Origin of the sequence: Streptomyces sp. NBC_01363 (assembly GCF_026340595.1) — a bacterium.
GTDB lineage: Bacteria > Actinomycetota > Actinomycetes > Streptomycetales > Streptomycetaceae > Streptomyces.
In genome coordinates this window covers 3,260,500-3,277,330 of record NZ_JAPEPF010000001.1, presented here as the reverse complement: position 1 = coordinate 3,277,330, position 16,831 = coordinate 3,260,500, and the positions used below count along the sequence as shown (strand labels likewise).

The following is a 16,831-nucleotide window of genomic DNA, read 5'->3' as shown; positions in this document are numbered from 1 at the left end:
GAACTCGTTACTACCTTTCCGTCAACATCTGATGGGTCGTCAGGCAGCGTCCGGGCGGCCCTCGGACCGACCTGGAGCTGCCGATGTCCTGCCCCCATCTGCCCGAAGGGTTCGACTTCACCGATCCCGATCTGCTCCAATCCCGCATTCCACACCCGGAGTTCGCACAGATGCGGCAGACCGCACCGGTCTGGTGGTGCGCCCAGCCGGCCGGCATCTCCGGTTTCGACGACGCGGGCTACTGGGTCGTCACCCGGCATGCGGACGTCAAGTACGTCTCCACCCACCCCGAACTGTTCTCCTCCAACACCAACACCGCGGTCATCCGCTTCAACGAGTCGATCAGCCGGGACCAGATCGAGGTCCAGAAGCTGATCATGCTGAACATGGACCCGCCCGAGCACACCCGGGTCCGTCAGATCGTCCAGCGGGGCTTCACGCCCCGGGCGGTGCGCTCCCTGGAGCAGGCCCTGCGCAGCCGCGCCCGCTCGATCGTCGAGACCGCGCTCGCCTCCGCCGACGACGACGGATCGTTCGACTTCGTCACCAACATCGCCGTCGAACTGCCGCTCCAGGCCATCGCGGAACTCATCGGCGTCCCGCAGGAGGACCGGTCCAAGCTCTTCGACTGGTCCAACAAGATGGCCGCGTACGACGATCCCGAGTACGCGATCACCGAGGAGGTCGGCACCGAGGCGGCCATGGAGATCGTCTCGTACTCGATGAATCTGGCGGCCGCCCGCAAGGAGTGCCCGGCCAAGGACATCGTCTCCCGGCTGGTCGCCGCGGAGGGCGAGGGGAACCTCTCCTCCGACGAGTTCGGCTTCTTCGTGATCCTGCTCGCCGTCGCCGGGAACGAGACCACCCGCAACGCCATCAGTCACGGCATGCACGCCTTCCTCACCCACCCCGACGAGTGGGAGCTCTACAAGCGCGAGCGCCCGGAGACGACCGCCGAGGAGATCGTCCGCTGGGCCACCCCCGTGGTCTCCTTCCAGCGGACCGCCACCCAGGACACCGAACTGGGCGGGCAGCTGATCAAGAAGGGCGACAGGGTCGGGCTGTTCTACTCGTCGGCCAACAACGACCCCGAGGTCTTCGAGAACCCGGAGACCTTCGACATCTCCCGCGATCCCAACCCCCACCTCGGCTTCGGCGGCGGCGGTCCGCACTTCTGCCTCGGCAAGTCCCTTGCCGTGATGGAGATCAACCTGATCTTCAACGCGATCGCGGACGTACTTCCCGACCTGCGGCTGGTCGACGATCCGCGGCGGCTGCGCTCGGCGTGGCTCAACGGGATCAAGCAGCTCCAGGTCAGCACCGCCGCGAGCAACGCCGCCGACGGTACCGCCGCCGGGAGCTGACCGCTGCCGTCGGTTGCGGACGGCGGGGTCTCGTTCCTCACGTCCCGGCCCCCGCCGTCCGTACCCGGCACCGCACCCTGCCGAACCCCCGCGCGGGAAGCGCACAACAGCGCGAGGATCATGGCGGGCATGCACGCCCTGCTCTCCGCCTTCGCCCCCATCTGGATGCTCACCACGATCGGTTTCGCGGTCGGCCGCAGCGGTCTGCTGGGCGAGCGGGCGGAGGCCGTGCTCGGCCGGTTCGTCTTCCATGTGGCCATGCCCGCCGCCCTGTTCACCATGGTGTCCGGGGCGCGGCTGGACTCCTTCGCCAACTCCTCGATGGTCGCCTTCGCCGTGGGTACCGCGCTGGTCTGCGGTCTCGGGTTCCTGGCGGCCGGGCGGCTCTTCGGCTGGGGCACGGCCGACCGGGCTATCGGCAGCATGGCGTCGGGCTACGTCAACTCCGCCAATCTCGGCATTCCGGTGGCGGTCCAGGTGCTCGGTGACGCGTCGTTCGTCGCCCAGATCATCCTGTTCCAGGTCCTGTTGGTCTCCCCGGTGATCCTGACGCTGCTGGACACGGGGACGGGGGCCGGGTCGGGGCCGGGTTCCGGGAAGGCCGTCGTATTCCGGCGGATGCTGACCATGCCGGTCCGCAACCCCATCATCATGGCCTCGTTGCTCGGTGTGGCCGTGTCCGCGCTCGGACTGCGCCTGCCGCACGCCGTCGCCCACTCCTGCGACCTGCTCGGCGCCGCCGCCGTGCCGACGGCCCTGATCACGCTGGGCCTGTCCCTGAACGCCCGCCCGGCCGCCGCCGGTTCGACGGACCTCGCGCAGGGCACGGCACAGCCGGTTCGCGCGGAGGGCGCGAGGCACACGGCGCGTGCCGAGGTCGTCGTGGCGGTGGCGCTCAAGACGCTGGTCCAGCCCCTGATCGCCTTCGCCGTCGGCGGCCCGCTGCTGCATCTGCCGGAGCACCAGCTCCTTGCCGTGGTGCTCTGCTCGGCACTGCCGACCGCTCAGAACGCCTTCATCTACGCCCAGCAGTACGGACTGGACACCCGGGTGGCACGCAATGCCGTGGTGGCCTCGACGGTGGTCTCCATGGCCACGCTCTCCCTCGCCACCTGGGCCCTGGGAACGACCGGCTCCTGAGCCGTTCGAGTGGCGGACCGGCGCCGGCGGGCGGATGCTGGTCTGGCGGCGATCCACGCCGAAGGGGTGCCAGGACGAGGTGTTCGTCCCGGCACCCCTTCGGCCCTTTCGAGGGCTCGGCCCGCCGGCGCCGCACCCCCGGAGCCGTTTGCCGCCCGGCCCCTCAGAACTGCTTGCTGCCCACCTCTTCGTCCGGCGCTCTCGGCACCGGCACCGACACCGACCGCTCCAGGTCGTCCTGCGGTTTCGCCGCCGCCGGTACGGCCACCGGCCGCAGCCTCCGCGGCCCCGCCAGCAGATGGGTGAGCCCGAAGCCGAGCGCGACGACGGCCGCTCCGCCCACCGCGTCCAGCACCCAGTGATTGGCCGTGGCGATGATCGCGGAGACCGTGAAGAGCGGGTGCAGCAGCCCCAGCGCCTTCATCCACGCCTTCGGGGCCAGCATGACGATGACGACACCGCACCAGAGCGACCAGCCGAAATGCAGCGAAGGCATCGCCGCGTACTGGTTGGTCATCTCGGTCAGGCTTCCGTAGTCCGGCTTCGCGAAGTCCTGGACGCCGTGGACCGTGTCGATGAAGCCGAGCCCCGGCATCAGGCGCGGCGGGGCCAGTGGGTAGAGCCAGAAGCCGACCAGCGCGAGCAGTGTGGCGAAGCCGATGGTGCTGCGGGCCCAGCGGTAGTCCGCGGGGCGCCGTACGTAGAGGACGCCGAGGATCACCAGCGGCACGATGAAGTGGAACGTCGAGTAGTAGTAGTCGAAGAAGCCCCTCAGCCAGCCGATGTTCACGACCGCGTGATTGGCCCAGCGCTCGATGTCGATGTGCAGCCACTGCTCGATGGAGTGGATCTGGCGGCCATGGTGTTCGGCGGTGGCACGGCCGGCCGTCGCCGCGAGCCTGACATGGGAGTACGCGGAGTACACGACCCTGATCAGGAGCAGTTCCAGCAACAGGTTGGGCCGGCTCAGCACCCGCCGCCAGAACGGCAGCAGCGGGATACGGCTCCAGCGGGCCGGGACCGGGGCGGCGCAGTCCGTGGGGATCGGATGCTGCCAGTACTGCGAGGTGCGCGGCAGGAACGGCACGGCGCAGGCCGCGGCGAGCGCGGCGATCAGCAGCACGTTGTCGCGTACGGGGGAGACCGCCTCGATGTTCGGCAGCAGAATCTGCCCCGGCAGCGTGAGCACCAGGACCACGACCGCGGGCCAGACCAGCCGGTCGGAGGCCCGCTTCCCGACCCGGCCGACCACGGCGAGCAGCACCCACAGCAGTTGGTGCTGCCAGGCGGTCGGCGAGACGGCGACGGCGACGCAGCCGGTCACGGCGACGGCGAGCAGCAGCTGGCCGTCCCCCGCGTACCGTGCGGCGCGGCGCAGCCCGAAGAAGCAGACGGCGGCCGCCAGCACCACGTACAGCGCGATCTCCAGCGGGCCCGCGAGGCCGAACCGGAGCAGGGCGCCGTGCAGGGACTGGTTGGCGAGGCCGTCCGCGTCGCCGCCGAGACCGGCGCCCGCGACATGGTGCACCCAGTACGTCCACGAGTCGCCCGGCATCGCGGCCCAGGCCAGCGCCGTGCAGGCGGCGAACGCCGCGCCGCCGGTCGCCGCGGCCTGCCGGCGCCCGGTCAGCCGCAGCAGTACGACGAAGAGCAGCACGGTCGGCTGGAGCGCGGCCGCCAGCCCGATCAGGATGCCCGAGGTGCGTTCCCCGCGGACCGCGAGACAGCCCAGCAGCACCAGCAGGACCGGCAGGATGCTGGTCTGCCCCAGGTGCAGCGCGTTGCGGACCGGCAGCGAGAGCATCAGCAGGCTGATCGCGACGGGCGCGGCCGGCAGCGCGGTACGGCGGGACACCGGTCCCGGCAGCGCACGGGCGGCGACGATGCCCAGCGCGGCGACGAGCAACAGCGAACCGAAGGTCCAGGCGACACCCAGGCTCTGTTCCGCGATGCGGGTCAGCGGTTTCAGCACCAGCCCGGCGAACGGGGTGCCGGTGAACCGGTCGCTGTCGTACAGCGAGCCCGTCACATGCAGGACGCCGTTCTCACCGATCCAGGTCTCCAGATCGGTGAGCCGTTCGCCCGGCGGCTGTCTTAGCACCACTGCCATCTGCCGTACAGCCAGAGCGGCCACAACCAGCCAGAGCAGAGCTCGGGCAGTCCCGGTCCTCGTCCCCGTCGCCGCGTCTCCGCGCACACTGTGCTCCGCATTCGCCACGCTGCGCCAGCCCTCCCGCCGTTCCGGTGCCCGTCCCTCGATCCGGGCGTCCGGGAAACCTTCGCATTTCGCTATGAGATAGACCCAATCCACCCCCGCTCCACCTGACCGTCATCCCATTTCTGTCCGAAAGAATGTCCGGACGAACAGCCGTACCGGGCCACTGGAAGCGAAACTGTGGCCGGAACCGGAACTCCGGTTCGTACGTCCTCCCCCGTGTTCGTCGATCAAGGGGGAGGCAGGCGGAACATGTGGTGCACAGGGGTGAAGCGGGGTCTACGGGGTGACGGGCGCGCGTGGCCGGTGCGTGCGCTGTCACTGCTGCTGATGCTGGTGTCATTGCAGCTGGGGTCGCTGATCAGTCCGGCGTACGCCTGTGGCTGCGGGGCGATGGTCCCGAGCAAGGAGACCCAGGTCTCGGTCGACCGGGAGACGTCGGTGGTCGACTGGGACGGCCGGACCGAGCAGATCGTCATGCGACTCACGGTCCGCGGGAACGCTCCCGAGGCGGCCTGGATCATGCCGGTGCCGGACCGCGCGCGCGTGGATCTCGGTGATCCCGGTCTCTTCTCCGAGCTCTCCGTGCTCACCGCGCCGGAACGAGTGACCAGGCACTACTTCTGGCCCCGCTCCCACGACTGGCCGTTCGCCGGCTCCGGCAACGTAGGGGACGGGGCCGCGGCTCCTTCGGCAGGTGCCCCGGCGGTCCAGGTGGTCGGCCGGGAGCGGCTCGGCCCCTTCGATGTGGCGCGGCTGGCCGCGACCGACCCGGAGGCGCTGCAGAAGTGGCTGGAGGACAACGGCTTCGACCTGCCCGACCGGCTGGCGACGGCGCTGAAGCCCTATGTCGACCAGAAGTGGGAGTACGTCGCGATCCGCCTCGCTCCACAGGACAGCGGCAATCCGCTCCGCGGCACGCTCGACCCGTTGCGGCTGCGCTTCGCCAGCGACCGGCTGGTCTACCCGATGCGGCTGTCGAAGCTCGCCTCGACGCCGCAGCAACTCGGCCTGTACATCCTCGCCGCGCACCGCATGGAGCCGCGCGGCCCGATCGGCGGCGATGCGCCTGAGGTGACGTACGCGGGCAGGATCGATCCCCGGTCGGCGGCGGACGACACGGACGCCCTTGAGGAGCTGACGGGTGCGGAGCCGGTGTTCCTCACCGCGATCGAGCAGTCGTTCCCGCACCCGGAGCGGATCGACGGCGATCATGAGCTGCGCGCGGCCGACGCCGACACCCCGTACCGGACCGTGACGTACCGGAACCAGCTGCTGACCGTGGGCGGCATCCCCGCCTGGGTGCTGTCGCTGCTCGGGGCCGTGCTGGTGGCGGTCGCCGCGGTGCTGCTGGTGGTGGTGACGCGGGCCCGGCGGCGGCCGGTACCGCCTCCGGCACCGGTCACGGTTCCGCCGCCGCTGGGGTGAGCGCCGGAGTGGCGGGCGGGGCGGTGGGTGTGGCGGGGCGACGGGCGCCGCGGCAACGACGGGCGTGGCGGGTGCCCGGTGAAATCGTTGGCCGCCTTGATCGTGCTCAGGCCAGAATGACCGGCATGACCTGGACGCTGGCCCCTGAACCGTTCGACTCGCCCGATGCCTCGCTGCTGCGCCGCGACTACTACGACGAGGTCGCCAGCCGGTACTGGGGGCGGCCCGCCACCGCCGAGGAGATCGACGAGGGGCTCACCGACGACGGGGCCGACCGGCTCGTCCCGCCCACCGGTCAGTTCGTCGTCGGCCGGTTCGGCGGGAAGGCGGCGGCCTGCGCCGGGCTGCTGGTGGTGGACGCGGACACGGCGGAGTTGACGCGGGTGTTCGTACGCCCCGGACACCGTGGCACGGGTGGCGGCGGACTGCTCCTGGCGGCCGTCGAGGACGCGGCGCGCGCCTTCGGCATCCGCACGCTCCGGCTCGACACCCGCAACGACCTGGTCGAGGCGCGGGGACTGTACGCCAAGCACGGCTACCGGGAGGTCCCGGCGTTCCACCGGCGGCAGTTCGCGGAGCACTGGTTCGCGAAGGAGCTCCCCGCGACGGCCTCGGCGTCCGCGAGGTCGTAGCGCGGTTCAGGCCGCGTGGTCCCGCTTCGGTTCGGGGCTGTGCGGCCGTTCCTTGCTCGACCCGCTCGTCTCGGCGGTCAGTTCCTCCACGAGCCTGACCAGATCGGTCGGGCGGTCCGGCCCCCACCAGTCGCCCAGCAGCTCGGCCATGGAGTCCTCACGCGCCTCCGCGAGCTTCACCACCACTTCCGAGCCGGCCTCGGTGAGCACCAGTTGCACGCCTTCGCGCCGCACCAGTCCGCGCTCCTCCAGCTGACGGGCCGCGTCGCTGATCACCCGCAGCGGCACCGGGGCGATGTCGGCGAGCCTGGCCGGTTCGACCGTGCCGTGCCGTCTTATGCGCAGCAGCATCCAGCTCGCCGCGGGCAGCAGGTCGTAGCCCGCCCTCTTGGTGATCTTCACATAGATCTCACGGCGCCCCGCCCGCGTGGCGAGCACCGAGAGCGCGCGGGCGCATTCGTCGTACGAGGACCGCTCGACCGGGTTCGACGCCAGGGTCTCGGTGGCCTCCGGAGCGGTCACCGAGCCGCGCAGCTTGTCCTCCTTGAGGTACCAGGCGAAGACGAAGGCGATCAGCACGACCGGAGCCGCGTACAGGAACACGTCCGTGATCGACGTCGAGTACGCGTGGAGCACCGCGGGCCGCAGCGCGGGCGGCAGTCGCCCGATGGCGCGGGGGTCGGAGGCCAGTCCGTCCACACCGGCCCCGGGGGGCAGCGGATGGCCGGCGAGTGCGGCGGTCAGTTTGTCGGTGAGCCGGTTGGTGAAGATCGTGCCGAAGACGGCGACGCCGAACGAGGCGCCGATGGAACGGAAGAAGGTGGCGCCGGAGGTGGCGACGCCGAGGTCCTCGTAGGTGACGGCGTTCTGCACGACCAGCACCAGGACCTGCATCACCAGGCCGAGCCCCGCGCCGAAGACGAAGAAGTAGCTGCTCATCACCCAGGTGCTGCTGGTCTCCGTGAGCCGGTGCAGCAACTGGAGGCCGATGGCCGTGAGGCCGGTGCCCGCGATCGGGAAGACCTTCCAGCGGCCGGTGCGGCTGACGATCTGTCCGGACGCGGTCGAGGTGAGGAGCAGGCCCAGCACCATCGGGAGCATGTGCACACCGGACATCGTCGGTGAGATGCCGTGCACCACCTGCAGGAAGGTCGGCAGGTAGGTCATCGCGCCGAACATCGCGAAGCCGACCACGAAGCTGATGACGGCGACGAGGGTGAAGGTCCTGATCCGGAAGAGCTTCAGCGGGATGATGGGTTCGATGGCCCGGCGCTCGACGTGCACGAAGGCGATCAGCAACAGCACGCTCAGGACGGCGAGACCGATGATCTGTGCCGAGTCCCAGGCCCAGGTGGTGCCGCCGAGCGAGGCGACGAGGACCATGCAGGTGGCGACGGAGGCGATGAGGAAGGTGCCGAGGTAGTCGATGGTGTGCTTCGTGCTGCGGACCGGGATGTGCAGTACGGCGGCGATCACCAGGAGCGCCACGACGCCGATCGGCAGGTTGATGTAGAAGACCCACCGCCAGCTGAGGTGCTCGGTGAACAGACCGCCGAGGAGCGGTCCGAGGACGCTCGCCGCGCCGAAGACCGCCCCGAACAGACCCTGGTACTTGCCCCGTTCGCGCGGCGCGACGATATCGCCGACGATCGCCATCGAGAGCACGATGAGGCCGCCGCCGCCGAGTCCCTGAAGAGCCCTGAAGCCGATGAGCTGCGGCATGTTCTGGGCGATGCCGCAGAGCGCCGAGCCGATGAGGAAGATGACGATGGCGGCCTGGAAGAGCTTCTTGCGGCCGTACTGGTCGCCGAGTTTGCCCCAGAGCGGGGTCGCGGCGGTCGACGCCAGCAGATAGGCCGTGACCACCCAGGAGAGGTGTTCCAGTCCGCCGAGGTCGCTGACGATGGTCGGCAGTGCGGTGGAGACGATGGTCTGATCGAGTGCCGCCAGCAGCATGCCGAGGAGCAGTGCTCCGATGGCTACGAGGACCGACCGCCTGGAGCCCTCTCCGCCGGGGGCAGGAGCCGGGGCCGGGGCGCTCAGATGCTGGGCCATGGAACATCTCCTCGGGTCCGCTACATCCCCATCCTGGCCTTTCCGTACGGTTATGGCCTGCTGAGCAGGAACGGGCCGGAAGCGAGCTGCATAATCACAGGGCAATCAAGGGGAGGGGCCCACGATGACCGGACATATATGCCCGGAGTGCGGTACGGACAGCAGACCCGACGGAGGACCCGGAGCCCGGCCCGCGTGCGCCTGCGGGCAGCCGACCGCGGAGCAGTACCGCACCGCCGAGCGGCACCGGGCCGAGCGGTCGGCGGCCGACAAGGCGGAAATGGCGGCTGCCGAGGACTTCGATCCCTTGCGGATACGGCCGTACGTGACGCTGGGGAACGACACGGTTCCGGCCGCCGCCGACGCCGACGAGCGGCCGGAGCGGCGGGGATCGCACCACCCCCCGGAGGACGCGGCCACGACGATGCCACTCTTCCTCGGCCCGGCGACGGCGGGCCCGCTGCCGGACACCGCCGATCCCGCCGGTCCTGCCGGTCCTCTTGATCTCGCCGACCCTTTCGATCCCGCCGATCCCTTTGGGGCACCCGGCACCACGCCCCTCGCGCAGCCCGTCGCGCCCGGCGAGGAGCCCGGCCCGCCGCAACGCCGCCACCCCTTCGCGGCCCTCGCCGTGGGAGCGGCCCTGATCGCCGCGGTGGGCACGGCGGCATTCGCGAGCGGACTCCTCGGCGGCGGCGACAACGGGGACACCGGACAGCAACAGGCCCTGCCCGGCACGGCGGCCGACATCCCCGGGGCGAGCGTCCACGCGACGGAGTCGGCGCCGCCCTCCGCATCACCCTCGCCCCCGCCCTCCGCATCGGCTGCCGCGTCACCCTCCACGTCCGCCTCGGCCCCGCCCTCGGCAAGCGCCTCGTCGTCCCCCTCCACGTCCACCGCCTCCTCGCAGCCGCCCTCCACCGCACCCTCGCGATCCGCGAGCGGTACGCCGTCGGCGGCGCCGCCCGCGTCCCTGGCCGGGACCGCGCTGCGCCCCGGCGACCAGGGCCCCGCGGTGGCCGAGTTGCAGCGCCGTCTGGAGGAGGTCTGGCTGTACCACGGGCGGGACGACGGCACCTACTCGGACCAGGTCGAGCGCGCGGTGAGCGTCTACCAGTCGTACAAGTTCATCGAGGGCGACCCCTCGGGGGTGTACGGCCCCAACACCCGCCGCGCACTGGAGGCGGAGACGACGGGCCGGGGGCCCTCCTGACCCCTGGGCCGAGCCACCGCGACCACCCGGGCCGGAAGAGAGCGGCCACCCCGGACGGAACGGACCCGACCACCCGGAACGGAACGGATTGGCTTTCTCGGACAGGTTTTTGTATCGTGATGGAACAAAGTAGCCTCCGCCCGCCACCCCCTGACCGGCGGGCGAGGCTGCTTGTTCCTTTTCCGCGTTTGTTCCCTTCCCCGCGTCGCCGCCTTCCGGCGTCCCCGCTTCCCCGCGCTCTGGAGCCCGCCCATGCCGGCCACCGTCCTCACCGCCCGCGCCCTCCTTCTGGACATGGACGGCACCCTGGTGAATTCCGACGCCGTCGTGGAACGCTGCTGGCGGCGCTGGGCACTGCGCGAGGGACTGGACCCGGAGGCCGCGCTCAAGGTGGTCCACGGGCGGCAGGGGTACGCCACCATGGCGGCGCTCCTCCCGGACCGCCCGATGGAGCAGAACTACGCGGACAACCGGGTCATGCTCGCGGAGGAGACCGCCGACACCGACGGCGTCGTACCGATCGGCGGCGCGCCCGCCTTCATGGACGCGATCACCGCGCTGCCGCACGCCCTGGTCACCTCGGCCGACGAGGCACTGGCCCGGACCCGGATGACCGCTTCGGGCCTGCGGATGCCGGAGGTCCGCGTCACCGCCGAGAGCGTCGGCGCCAGCAAGCCGGACCCCGAGGGCTTCCTCAAGGGCGCGGCCGCGCTGGGCTTCGCCCCGGCGGACTGCGTCGTCTTCGAGGACTCGGAGGCGGGCATCGCGGCGGGCCGGGCGGCGGGCATGCGGGTCGTGGGCGTCGGCCCGCGCGCCGGAGCGCTCTCCCCCGACGCGCACGTCGACGACCTGACGCAGGTCCGGGTGGAAGCGGCACCCGACGGCTCGATCCGGCTGCACATCAGCGCGCGATAACCGGACCCGGCCGCGCCGGTCGGCCCCCGGCGGAACCCGACCCCGGCACGAGCGACCCGCACCGTCGGCTCCGCGGGCCTCAGTCCCGGTGCAGCCGGCCCCGCGCCACCAGTTCGAGCACCGCCGTGACAGCCACCGCCTGCACGGCCATCAGGGCTACCAGTACGAACAACTGCACGGCACCCGCCTGCACCGGTGAGGCGCCGCCCAGCAGCATGCCCACAAAGGCACCCGGCAGGGTCACGAGCCCCACCGTCCGGGTCTGATCGAGCCCCGGCAGCAGCGCGTCCGACGCCGCGGGCCGGGCGATCTCCATCCGCGCGTCACGGTCGAGCAGCCCGAGCGCCATGCCCGCCTCCACCTCCCCGCGCCGGGTCGTCAGCTCGTCCAGCGCCCGTCTCCCGCCGAGCACCGTCGCGGTCAGCGCACCTCCGATGAGGATGCCGGCCACCGGGATCAGCGCGATGCCCCGGACCGGGACGAGTCCGGTGAGCAGCAGCAGGGCGATCACCGGCGCGACCCCCACCCCGATCGACAGGGCCGCCCACCACCAGGTGCGATTGCGGGTGATCCGGCGACCCGCGGTCCGTACCGCCACGGCGTACATCAGCGCCACGAACCCGAGCAGCGGCGGCAGCGAATGGACCACCCAGCCGATGAGCAGGGAAACCGCGGCGAGTTGGACCGCGGCCCGCAGCCCGGCCAGCAGAATCTCGCGCGACCGGCCGAGCGAGGCCAGAGCGGCGACCCCGGCCGCCGCCGCGAGCAGCACGGCGAGAACGACTCCGAGCGTGATGTTGACCGGTAGCAGCACGCCGCAACCCTACGACCGGCCCGGCTCGGACCACCCGCGCGAATCGGCCACCGGTGCAGCCGAATTGTCGCCGCGTCAGCCTGTACGCCCGCGCAGATGCGGACGTACGCCCCCATGCTCCAGCCCTGTTCGTCAGAACCCTTGATGTGACGTGCCCATGTCGCCACTCTGTTACCTGGTGCCCACCCCACGGAAACCTGGCACCGCCACGATGGCCGGGCCCCACGGGTCACCCGTCCAAGGTCCCCCCACATCAAGGGAGTTCTCATGTCTGGTGTCTACGCGCGTCGCATCGCCGTCGTCGCCGCATCCGCCGCTTTCGCCGCAACCACCGGCCTGCTCACCGCACCCACCGCCCAGGCGGCCATGCCCACCCCGGTCTCCGCTTCGACCGCCCGCACCTACCTGGGCGAGCTGACCGTCTCCGCGGAGGGCTCGTCGACCGGCTACAGCCGCGACAAGTTCCCGCACTGGATCACCCAGTCGGGCTCCTGCAACACCCGTGAGGTCGTGCTGGAGCGTGACGGCACGAACGTGCAGCAGGACTCCAGCTGCGCCGCGGTCAGCGGCAGTTGGTACTCGGAGTACGACGGCGCCACCTGGACCGCCGCTTCCGACCTGGACATCGACCACATGGTCCCGCTCGCCGAGGCCTGGCGGTCGGGCGCCAGCAGCTGGACGACCGCCCAGCGGCAGGCGTACGCCAACGACCTGACGCGCCCGCAGCTCATCGCGGTCACGGACAACGTCAACCAGGCCAAGGGCGACAAGGACCCGGCCAAGTGGATGCCCTCGCGCACCGCGTACAAGTGCACGTACGCCCGCGCCTGGGTGCACGTGAAGCACTACTACGACCTGACGGTCGACCCGGCCGAGAAGAGCGCCCTGCAGTCCATCCTGAACGACTGCTGAGCCCCGCACCGGACTCGGGCCCCGGCGAGGGCCCCTGAGCGGATCCGCCCCGCCCTCCTCGCATCGCCGCATGCTCCGTATCCGTGTTCGCGGGACGACTTCGCGGGACGACGCGAGGAGGGCACTTCGCCACCGGGGCAGTCGCCGAACCGGCCGCGGACCCCACTCGCACGCGCCGGAGCCATCGGCGTGTTTTCGGCCGAGTACGGCCGCTCGTGGCCGACACCCGCGCGCCCCGCGCACTCGACGAGCAGCGGCGGTCGGCGCCCGGCGCCGAGGAGGCCCGCCGGGGCCGCGAGGAGGCTCTCGCCACCCCCGGTTCGTACGACCGCCTCACGATCGACACCTCGCCGCCGCGACTCCGGGCCGCCATTGGTCCACAGTGCGGAGCAGTGGAGGACGGCGCTGCACCGCGGTGGGCCCGGCAGACCTGGCGGGCGCCTGGCGCCCGTCGGCGAGAAGTCGCACCGGCGCCGCGACCTGGCACATTGGACGACCTTCCCGGTTCCCGCCGGGAGCCGAGGGAGCCGATCCCGGCGGGCGGGCCGGGATCCGGACGCTCCGGCAACGGTTTGTGCGCTGTCGGGCGTTGTACGCCGAGCGCACAACGCGGAGCCCCTGCCGTCCGCCTCGGCGCCGGGCGGCACCCCCGAGGCCCGCAACACGCGGCTGACCTGCCCGCCCGCGCACCACGCGATCCCCGGCCCGCCCAAGGCCGGCTTCCACTTCGGCCGGAGCCGGGCGGGACGACGGATCGGCGTGCCGCTCACGCGGCGCGGGCGGACGGGCGCATCGCCGGTCCAGTGGTACAGAACCTGCGGACCGCGGTTCAGCGACCAGCCCACACCCCTGCCCCCGCATGGCCGGAAAGCTGCGCTGCCATTGATTCAGGCCAAGGCGATGAAGGGAGGTTCGCAGTTGAAGGCGGTTCCGAACCGAAGTCCGACCGACAACCGCAGGGCGACTCTCAGCCAGTCGACAGAATGTTGAACTTGCAAGCATTGGTGAGGTTTCCCTAATCTGAGGCACTCAATCGGTTCACGTCCCCACCAGACCGAAGGAGCCCTCCCCCATGCAGACACGCTTGAACCAGGCTCAGCCCTACGCACTCGGCCTCTTCCGGATCGTCATAGGCCTGTTCTTCGCCTGCCACGGCGCCGCCTCGCTCTTCGGCGTCCTCGGCGGCGCCATGAACGGCGACTCCATACCCGCCGGCACCTGGCCCGGCTGGTACGCGGCGGTCATCCAGTTCATCGGCGGCATCCTCGTGATGCTCGGGCTCGGCACCCGTGTCGCCGCCCTGATCTGCTCCGGCTCCATGGCGTACGCGTACTTCAAGGTCCACCAGCCCGAGGCGCTGTTCCCGCTGCAGAACGGCGGCGAGCCCTCGGCCGTCTTCTGCTGGGCGTTCCTCCTGCTGGTCTTCACCGGCCCCGGCGCACTGGCCCTGGACCGGCTGTTCAGCCGGGGCGGCACGGAGCGCGAAAAGGAGCGCGAGTCCGAGCAGGCACCGCCCGTCACGGTCTGATACGCGCATCCGAGCGTCCGCGCAGGCCGTTTCCCGCGTCCCTTTCCCCGCCCGTTTCCCGCTCCCGTTTCCCGCGCCCGCGCGGGTCGTTCCTCACGTACATCCGGGCATGCGCCCGGAACCGAGGCTTCCCATTTCCGGATGTACGTGAGGTTCCCAACATCGCTCGTATTTGTGGATCACCGGATGAACGCCAGGCGTACGCTGTACAGCTGACCCTGCCGCTCCTGCCGCTCCCCTGCGACGTCGCGGCGTTGTTCCGAATCGGGGAGTAGTAGGTGCTTGAGAGTGTGGGCGCGCTGACCAGCAGCCCATGGATCTATGCCGTGGTCGCGCTTTCGGTGCTCCTGGACGTCTTTCTGCCCCTGCTGCCCAGCGGGGTGCTGGTGATCACCGCCGCCACGGCTGCCGCCGCCGGTTCGACGACCGTCGCGGGTGCGGGCGCCGCCGAGCAGGTGACCGAGGTTCCCTCGCTCCTCGCCCTGATCCTCTGCGCGGCCACCGCCTCGGTGCTCGGCGACCTCGTCGCATACCGGCTGGCCTGGCGTGGCGGGGAACGCCTGGACCGGGCCATCGCCCGCTCCCGCCGCCTCACCTCCGCACAGGAACGCCTCGGCGCGGCCCTCGCCCGGGGCGGCGGCATCCTCGTCATCATCGCCCGCTTTGCCCCGGCCGGACGCTCGGTGGTCTCCCTGGGCGCGGGCGCCGCGCATCGCGAGGTCAAGGAATTCCTGCCCTGGTCGGCCCTGGCGGGCGTGGCATGGGCCGGTTACAGCGTGGGCCTCGGCTACTTCGGCGGCCAGTGGCTCGGCGCGACGTGGGTGGGCACGGCCGTCTCGGTCCTCGCCCTGTTCATGGCGGGCGCCCTGGCCGCGTATCTCATGCGCCGCCCGGCGGCGGAAGCGGCCGCCGCCGCGTCGGCGACGGCCTCTACGGCGTCCTGACCGCACCCCGGATCTCCAGCCCGTCCAGCAGTCTGACCGTCGCCTCGGTGATCTCCTCGACGGCCCGGTCGAACACCTCCTGGTTGTGCGCGGCCGGGGCGCGGAAGCCGGACACCTTGCGTACGAACTGCAGGGCGGCGGCCCGGATCTCCTCCTCGGTGGCCTCTTCGGGGATGGCGGGCGGGCGAAGGGTCTTGATGCTGCGGCACATGTCTCCAGTGTGAACCGGACCACTGACAGTCGCCCCGCTCCGGCCCGTCCGCCCCGGCCCGTCCGCCGTCCCCTTCACCGAATCCGTTCGACTGCGGGGATCTCGTACGTCCCGTCGAGAATCTCGGGCCCCGGCGCCCAGAGCCTGAGCACCAGCCGGAAGTCCCCGTCGGGCACGGGCAGCCAGTTCGCCGCCGCGACCGGGTCCTCCGGCCGCTCCCGCCGGAGGTGGACCGTCAGCGAACCGTCCTCCCCGTGCACCAGGCCAGGCGTACGGTCACCGACCGGGCGCCGTCGCGTCCCCGGGGTCTCGACGGGGCGCTGACCGGTCGCGTCGTACACGGCCAGGGACCAGGACGCCTCGACCGGCGGCGGCCGTCCGTCGAAGCGCAGGACGTAGGAGCCGGCCCCATTCAGCCGCTCGCCCCCGGCGTCGCGGAAGGTGTGGGCGTACACCGCCTCGTAGCCGTGGACGCCCCACAGCGAGCACCGTGCCGCCACCGCCCTGGTCCGGTAGGACGCCTCCCGGTCGGCGATCCGCCACTCCGGGGAGTCGATGGTTCCGACGCCGTAGTGGTCGAGGTTGTAGTCGAAGAGATGCGGATCCATCACCCATCCCCCGCGCCCCGCCGCGGCCCGGCCCGCCTCCTCCACCCATGCCCTCCCTCGCGCCAGGCCCTCGGTCAGCGCGCGTACGAGGGCGGGATCGGCGCGGGTGTACGGCGAGGGACCTTCCTCCAGCAGCCCCAGCGGCTGGAACCGGTCCTGGTACGCCTGGTCGGGCGCGGACGGCGGGAAGTCTGCCATCCACACCCTGAGCTGCTCGAAGAACCGCAGTGACTCCGGTACGTCGGGATCGGGCGCGGGCAGTCCCGTACGGTGCGTGCCCGGTTCGACGTACCTGACGCCCAGCCGTGCCCGGAGCGCGCGGCCCCGCTCCGGGTCTTCGGAGTCGTCGGTGGCGCCGGAGGCATCGCGGCCGATGACGGAGACGACGGAGGTGGGCGCGTCGATGACCCCGAGCACGCCGTCGGGCACATCGCCCGCCCAGCCGGGCGGCACGACGAGCCACTCCCCGGCCCGGGTGCCGGTCGCGCGGCGGCCGACGTACGCGAAGTTGTTGGTCCAGGCGTCGACGAACTGCAACACGCAGTACGCCCCGTCCGCACCGCCCGCACCGCCCGCACCGTCCGCACCGTCCGCACCGGGGACATGGAGCAGCACCGGCCCACCGGAGAGATCGAGGTGGGCGAGGGAACGAACGGTGTCGTCGTCGACAGACACGAGGGGCGCGCCGGGCGGCGCCGATCGGCCCGCGTGCGCGAAATGGTTGAAGGGTGCGGGCGGCAGCGGCCCGAAGCCCGTGTGCATGAAGCCCTCGACCACCGACAGGTCACGGACCAGCGGATACCCGTAGACGTACGCCTCGGCGGCAAGAGCGGCAAGTTCCACCTCTGCCTC

The 16,831-nt window shown here is 71.5% G+C and carries 14 protein-coding genes; 9 read left to right on the top strand and 5 right to left on the bottom strand.

What is annotated here, in order from left to right:
* The first annotated feature begins 83 nt into the window (after positions 1-83).
* Positions 84-1,364, top strand: a complete 1,281-nt coding sequence (locus OG611_RS15120; RefSeq protein WP_266419717.1) for a cytochrome P450 — start codon at positions 84-86, stop codon at positions 1,362-1,364.
* A 129-nt stretch (positions 1,365-1,493) separates the two neighbouring features.
* Positions 1,494-2,504, top strand: a complete 1,011-nt coding sequence (locus OG611_RS15115; RefSeq protein WP_266419714.1) for an AEC family transporter — start codon at positions 1,494-1,496, stop codon at positions 2,502-2,504.
* Between the two features lie 163 nt (positions 2,505-2,667).
* Here OG611_RS15115 and OG611_RS15110 read toward each other — a convergent pair whose 3' ends face one another.
* Positions 2,668-4,653 carry a bifunctional glycosyltransferase 87/phosphatase PAP2 family protein gene (locus OG611_RS15110; protein WP_266425888.1) on the bottom strand — a complete coding sequence of 662 codons (1,986 nt, stop codon included), beginning with the start codon at positions 4,651-4,653 and terminating at the stop codon, positions 2,668-2,670.
* A 396-nt stretch (positions 4,654-5,049) separates the two neighbouring features.
* Here OG611_RS15110 and OG611_RS15105 point away from each other — a divergent pair, with 396 nt between their 5' ends.
* On the top strand, positions 5,050-6,147 hold the full coding sequence (locus tag OG611_RS15105; RefSeq protein WP_266425885.1) for a DUF2330 domain-containing protein: 1,098 nt from the start codon (positions 5,050-5,052) through the stop codon (positions 6,145-6,147).
* A gap of 125 nt (positions 6,148-6,272) precedes the next feature.
* Positions 6,273-6,779, top strand: a complete 507-nt coding sequence (locus OG611_RS15100; protein WP_266419711.1) for a GNAT family N-acetyltransferase — start codon at positions 6,273-6,275, stop codon at positions 6,777-6,779.
* A gap of 6 nt (positions 6,780-6,785) precedes the next feature.
* Here the strand turns inward: OG611_RS15100 and OG611_RS15095 are convergent, their stop codons facing one another.
* The gene (locus OG611_RS15095; RefSeq protein WP_266419708.1) at positions 6,786-8,834 is read right to left on the bottom strand and encodes an MFS transporter; all 2,049 of its coding nucleotides are present in this window, start codon (positions 8,832-8,834) and stop codon (positions 6,786-6,788) included.
* A gap of 124 nt (positions 8,835-8,958) precedes the next feature.
* Between OG611_RS15095 and OG611_RS15090 the strand changes: the two genes are divergently transcribed.
* A complete protein-coding gene (locus tag OG611_RS15090; RefSeq protein WP_266419706.1) occupies positions 8,959-10,047 on the top strand; it encodes a peptidoglycan-binding protein in 1,089 nt (362 codons plus the stop codon).
* A gap of 252 nt (positions 10,048-10,299) precedes the next feature.
* Positions 10,300-10,962, top strand: a complete 663-nt coding sequence (locus OG611_RS15085) for an HAD-IA family hydrolase (protein WP_266419704.1) — start codon at positions 10,300-10,302, stop codon at positions 10,960-10,962.
* A gap of 79 nt (positions 10,963-11,041) precedes the next feature.
* Here OG611_RS15085 and OG611_RS15080 read toward each other — a convergent pair whose 3' ends face one another.
* On the bottom strand, positions 11,042-11,776 hold the full coding sequence (locus OG611_RS15080) for an ABC transporter permease (protein ID WP_266419701.1): 735 nt from the start codon (positions 11,774-11,776) through the stop codon (positions 11,042-11,044).
* 267 nt (positions 11,777-12,043) lie between these two features.
* Between OG611_RS15080 and OG611_RS15075 the strand changes: the two genes are divergently transcribed.
* From OG611_RS15075 to OG611_RS15065, 3 genes are all read left to right on the top strand, one after another.
* Complete coding sequence (locus OG611_RS15075; protein ID WP_266419698.1) at positions 12,044-12,688, top strand: HNH endonuclease family protein; 645 nt, start codon at positions 12,044-12,046, stop codon at positions 12,686-12,688.
* Positions 12,689-13,760: 1,072 nt separating this feature from the next.
* A complete protein-coding gene (locus OG611_RS15070) occupies positions 13,761-14,216 on the top strand; it encodes a DoxX family protein (protein ID WP_266419695.1) in 456 nt (151 codons plus the stop codon).
* A gap of 278 nt (positions 14,217-14,494) precedes the next feature.
* Positions 14,495-15,160, top strand: a complete 666-nt coding sequence (locus OG611_RS15065; RefSeq protein WP_266419693.1) for a DedA family protein — start codon at positions 14,495-14,497, stop codon at positions 15,158-15,160.
* On the opposite strand, the gene OG611_RS15060 is transcribed toward OG611_RS15065, so the two are convergent.
* Positions 15,147-15,371 carry a DUF2277 domain-containing protein gene (locus tag OG611_RS15060; protein ID WP_266419691.1) on the bottom strand — a complete coding sequence of 75 codons (225 nt, stop codon included), beginning with the start codon at positions 15,369-15,371 and terminating at the stop codon, positions 15,147-15,149. The two genes, OG611_RS15065 and OG611_RS15060, sit on opposite strands and share 14 nt — an antisense overlap.
* A gap of 74 nt (positions 15,372-15,445) precedes the next feature.
* A complete protein-coding gene (locus OG611_RS15055; RefSeq protein WP_266419688.1) occupies positions 15,446-16,822 on the bottom strand; it encodes a DUF1254 domain-containing protein in 1,377 nt (458 codons plus the stop codon).
* Positions 16,823-16,831: the final 9 nt, after the last annotated feature.

Bases quoted from the DNA above. Each gene is read 5' to 3' on its own strand.
- OG611_RS15115 (WP_266419714.1), top strand. From the start codon at position 1,494: ATGCACGCCCTGCTCTCCGCCTTCGCCCCCATCTGGATGCTCACCACG.
- OG611_RS15090 (WP_266419706.1), top strand. From the start codon at position 8,959: ATGACCGGACATATATGCCCGGAGTGCGGTACGGACAGCAGACCCGAC.
- OG611_RS15100 (WP_266419711.1), top strand. From the start codon at position 6,273: ATGACCTGGACGCTGGCCCCTGAACCGTTCGACTCGCCCGATGCCTCG.
- OG611_RS15070 (WP_266419695.1), top strand. From the start codon at position 13,761: ATGCAGACACGCTTGAACCAGGCTCAGCCCTACGCACTCGGCCTCTTC.
- OG611_RS15060 (WP_266419691.1), bottom strand. From the start codon at position 15,371: ATGTGCCGCAGCATCAAGACCCTTCGCCCGCCCGCCATCCCCGAAGAG.
- OG611_RS15105 (WP_266425885.1), top strand. From the start codon at position 5,050: ATGCTGGTGTCATTGCAGCTGGGGTCGCTGATCAGTCCGGCGTACGCC.
- OG611_RS15075 (WP_266419698.1), top strand. From the start codon at position 12,044: ATGTCTGGTGTCTACGCGCGTCGCATCGCCGTCGTCGCCGCATCCGCC.
- OG611_RS15120 (WP_266419717.1), top strand. From the start codon at position 84: ATGTCCTGCCCCCATCTGCCCGAAGGGTTCGACTTCACCGATCCCGAT.
- OG611_RS15085 (WP_266419704.1), top strand. From the start codon at position 10,300: ATGCCGGCCACCGTCCTCACCGCCCGCGCCCTCCTTCTGGACATGGAC.
- OG611_RS15095 (WP_266419708.1), bottom strand. From the start codon at position 8,834: ATGGCCCAGCATCTGAGCGCCCCGGCCCCGGCTCCTGCCCCCGGCGGA.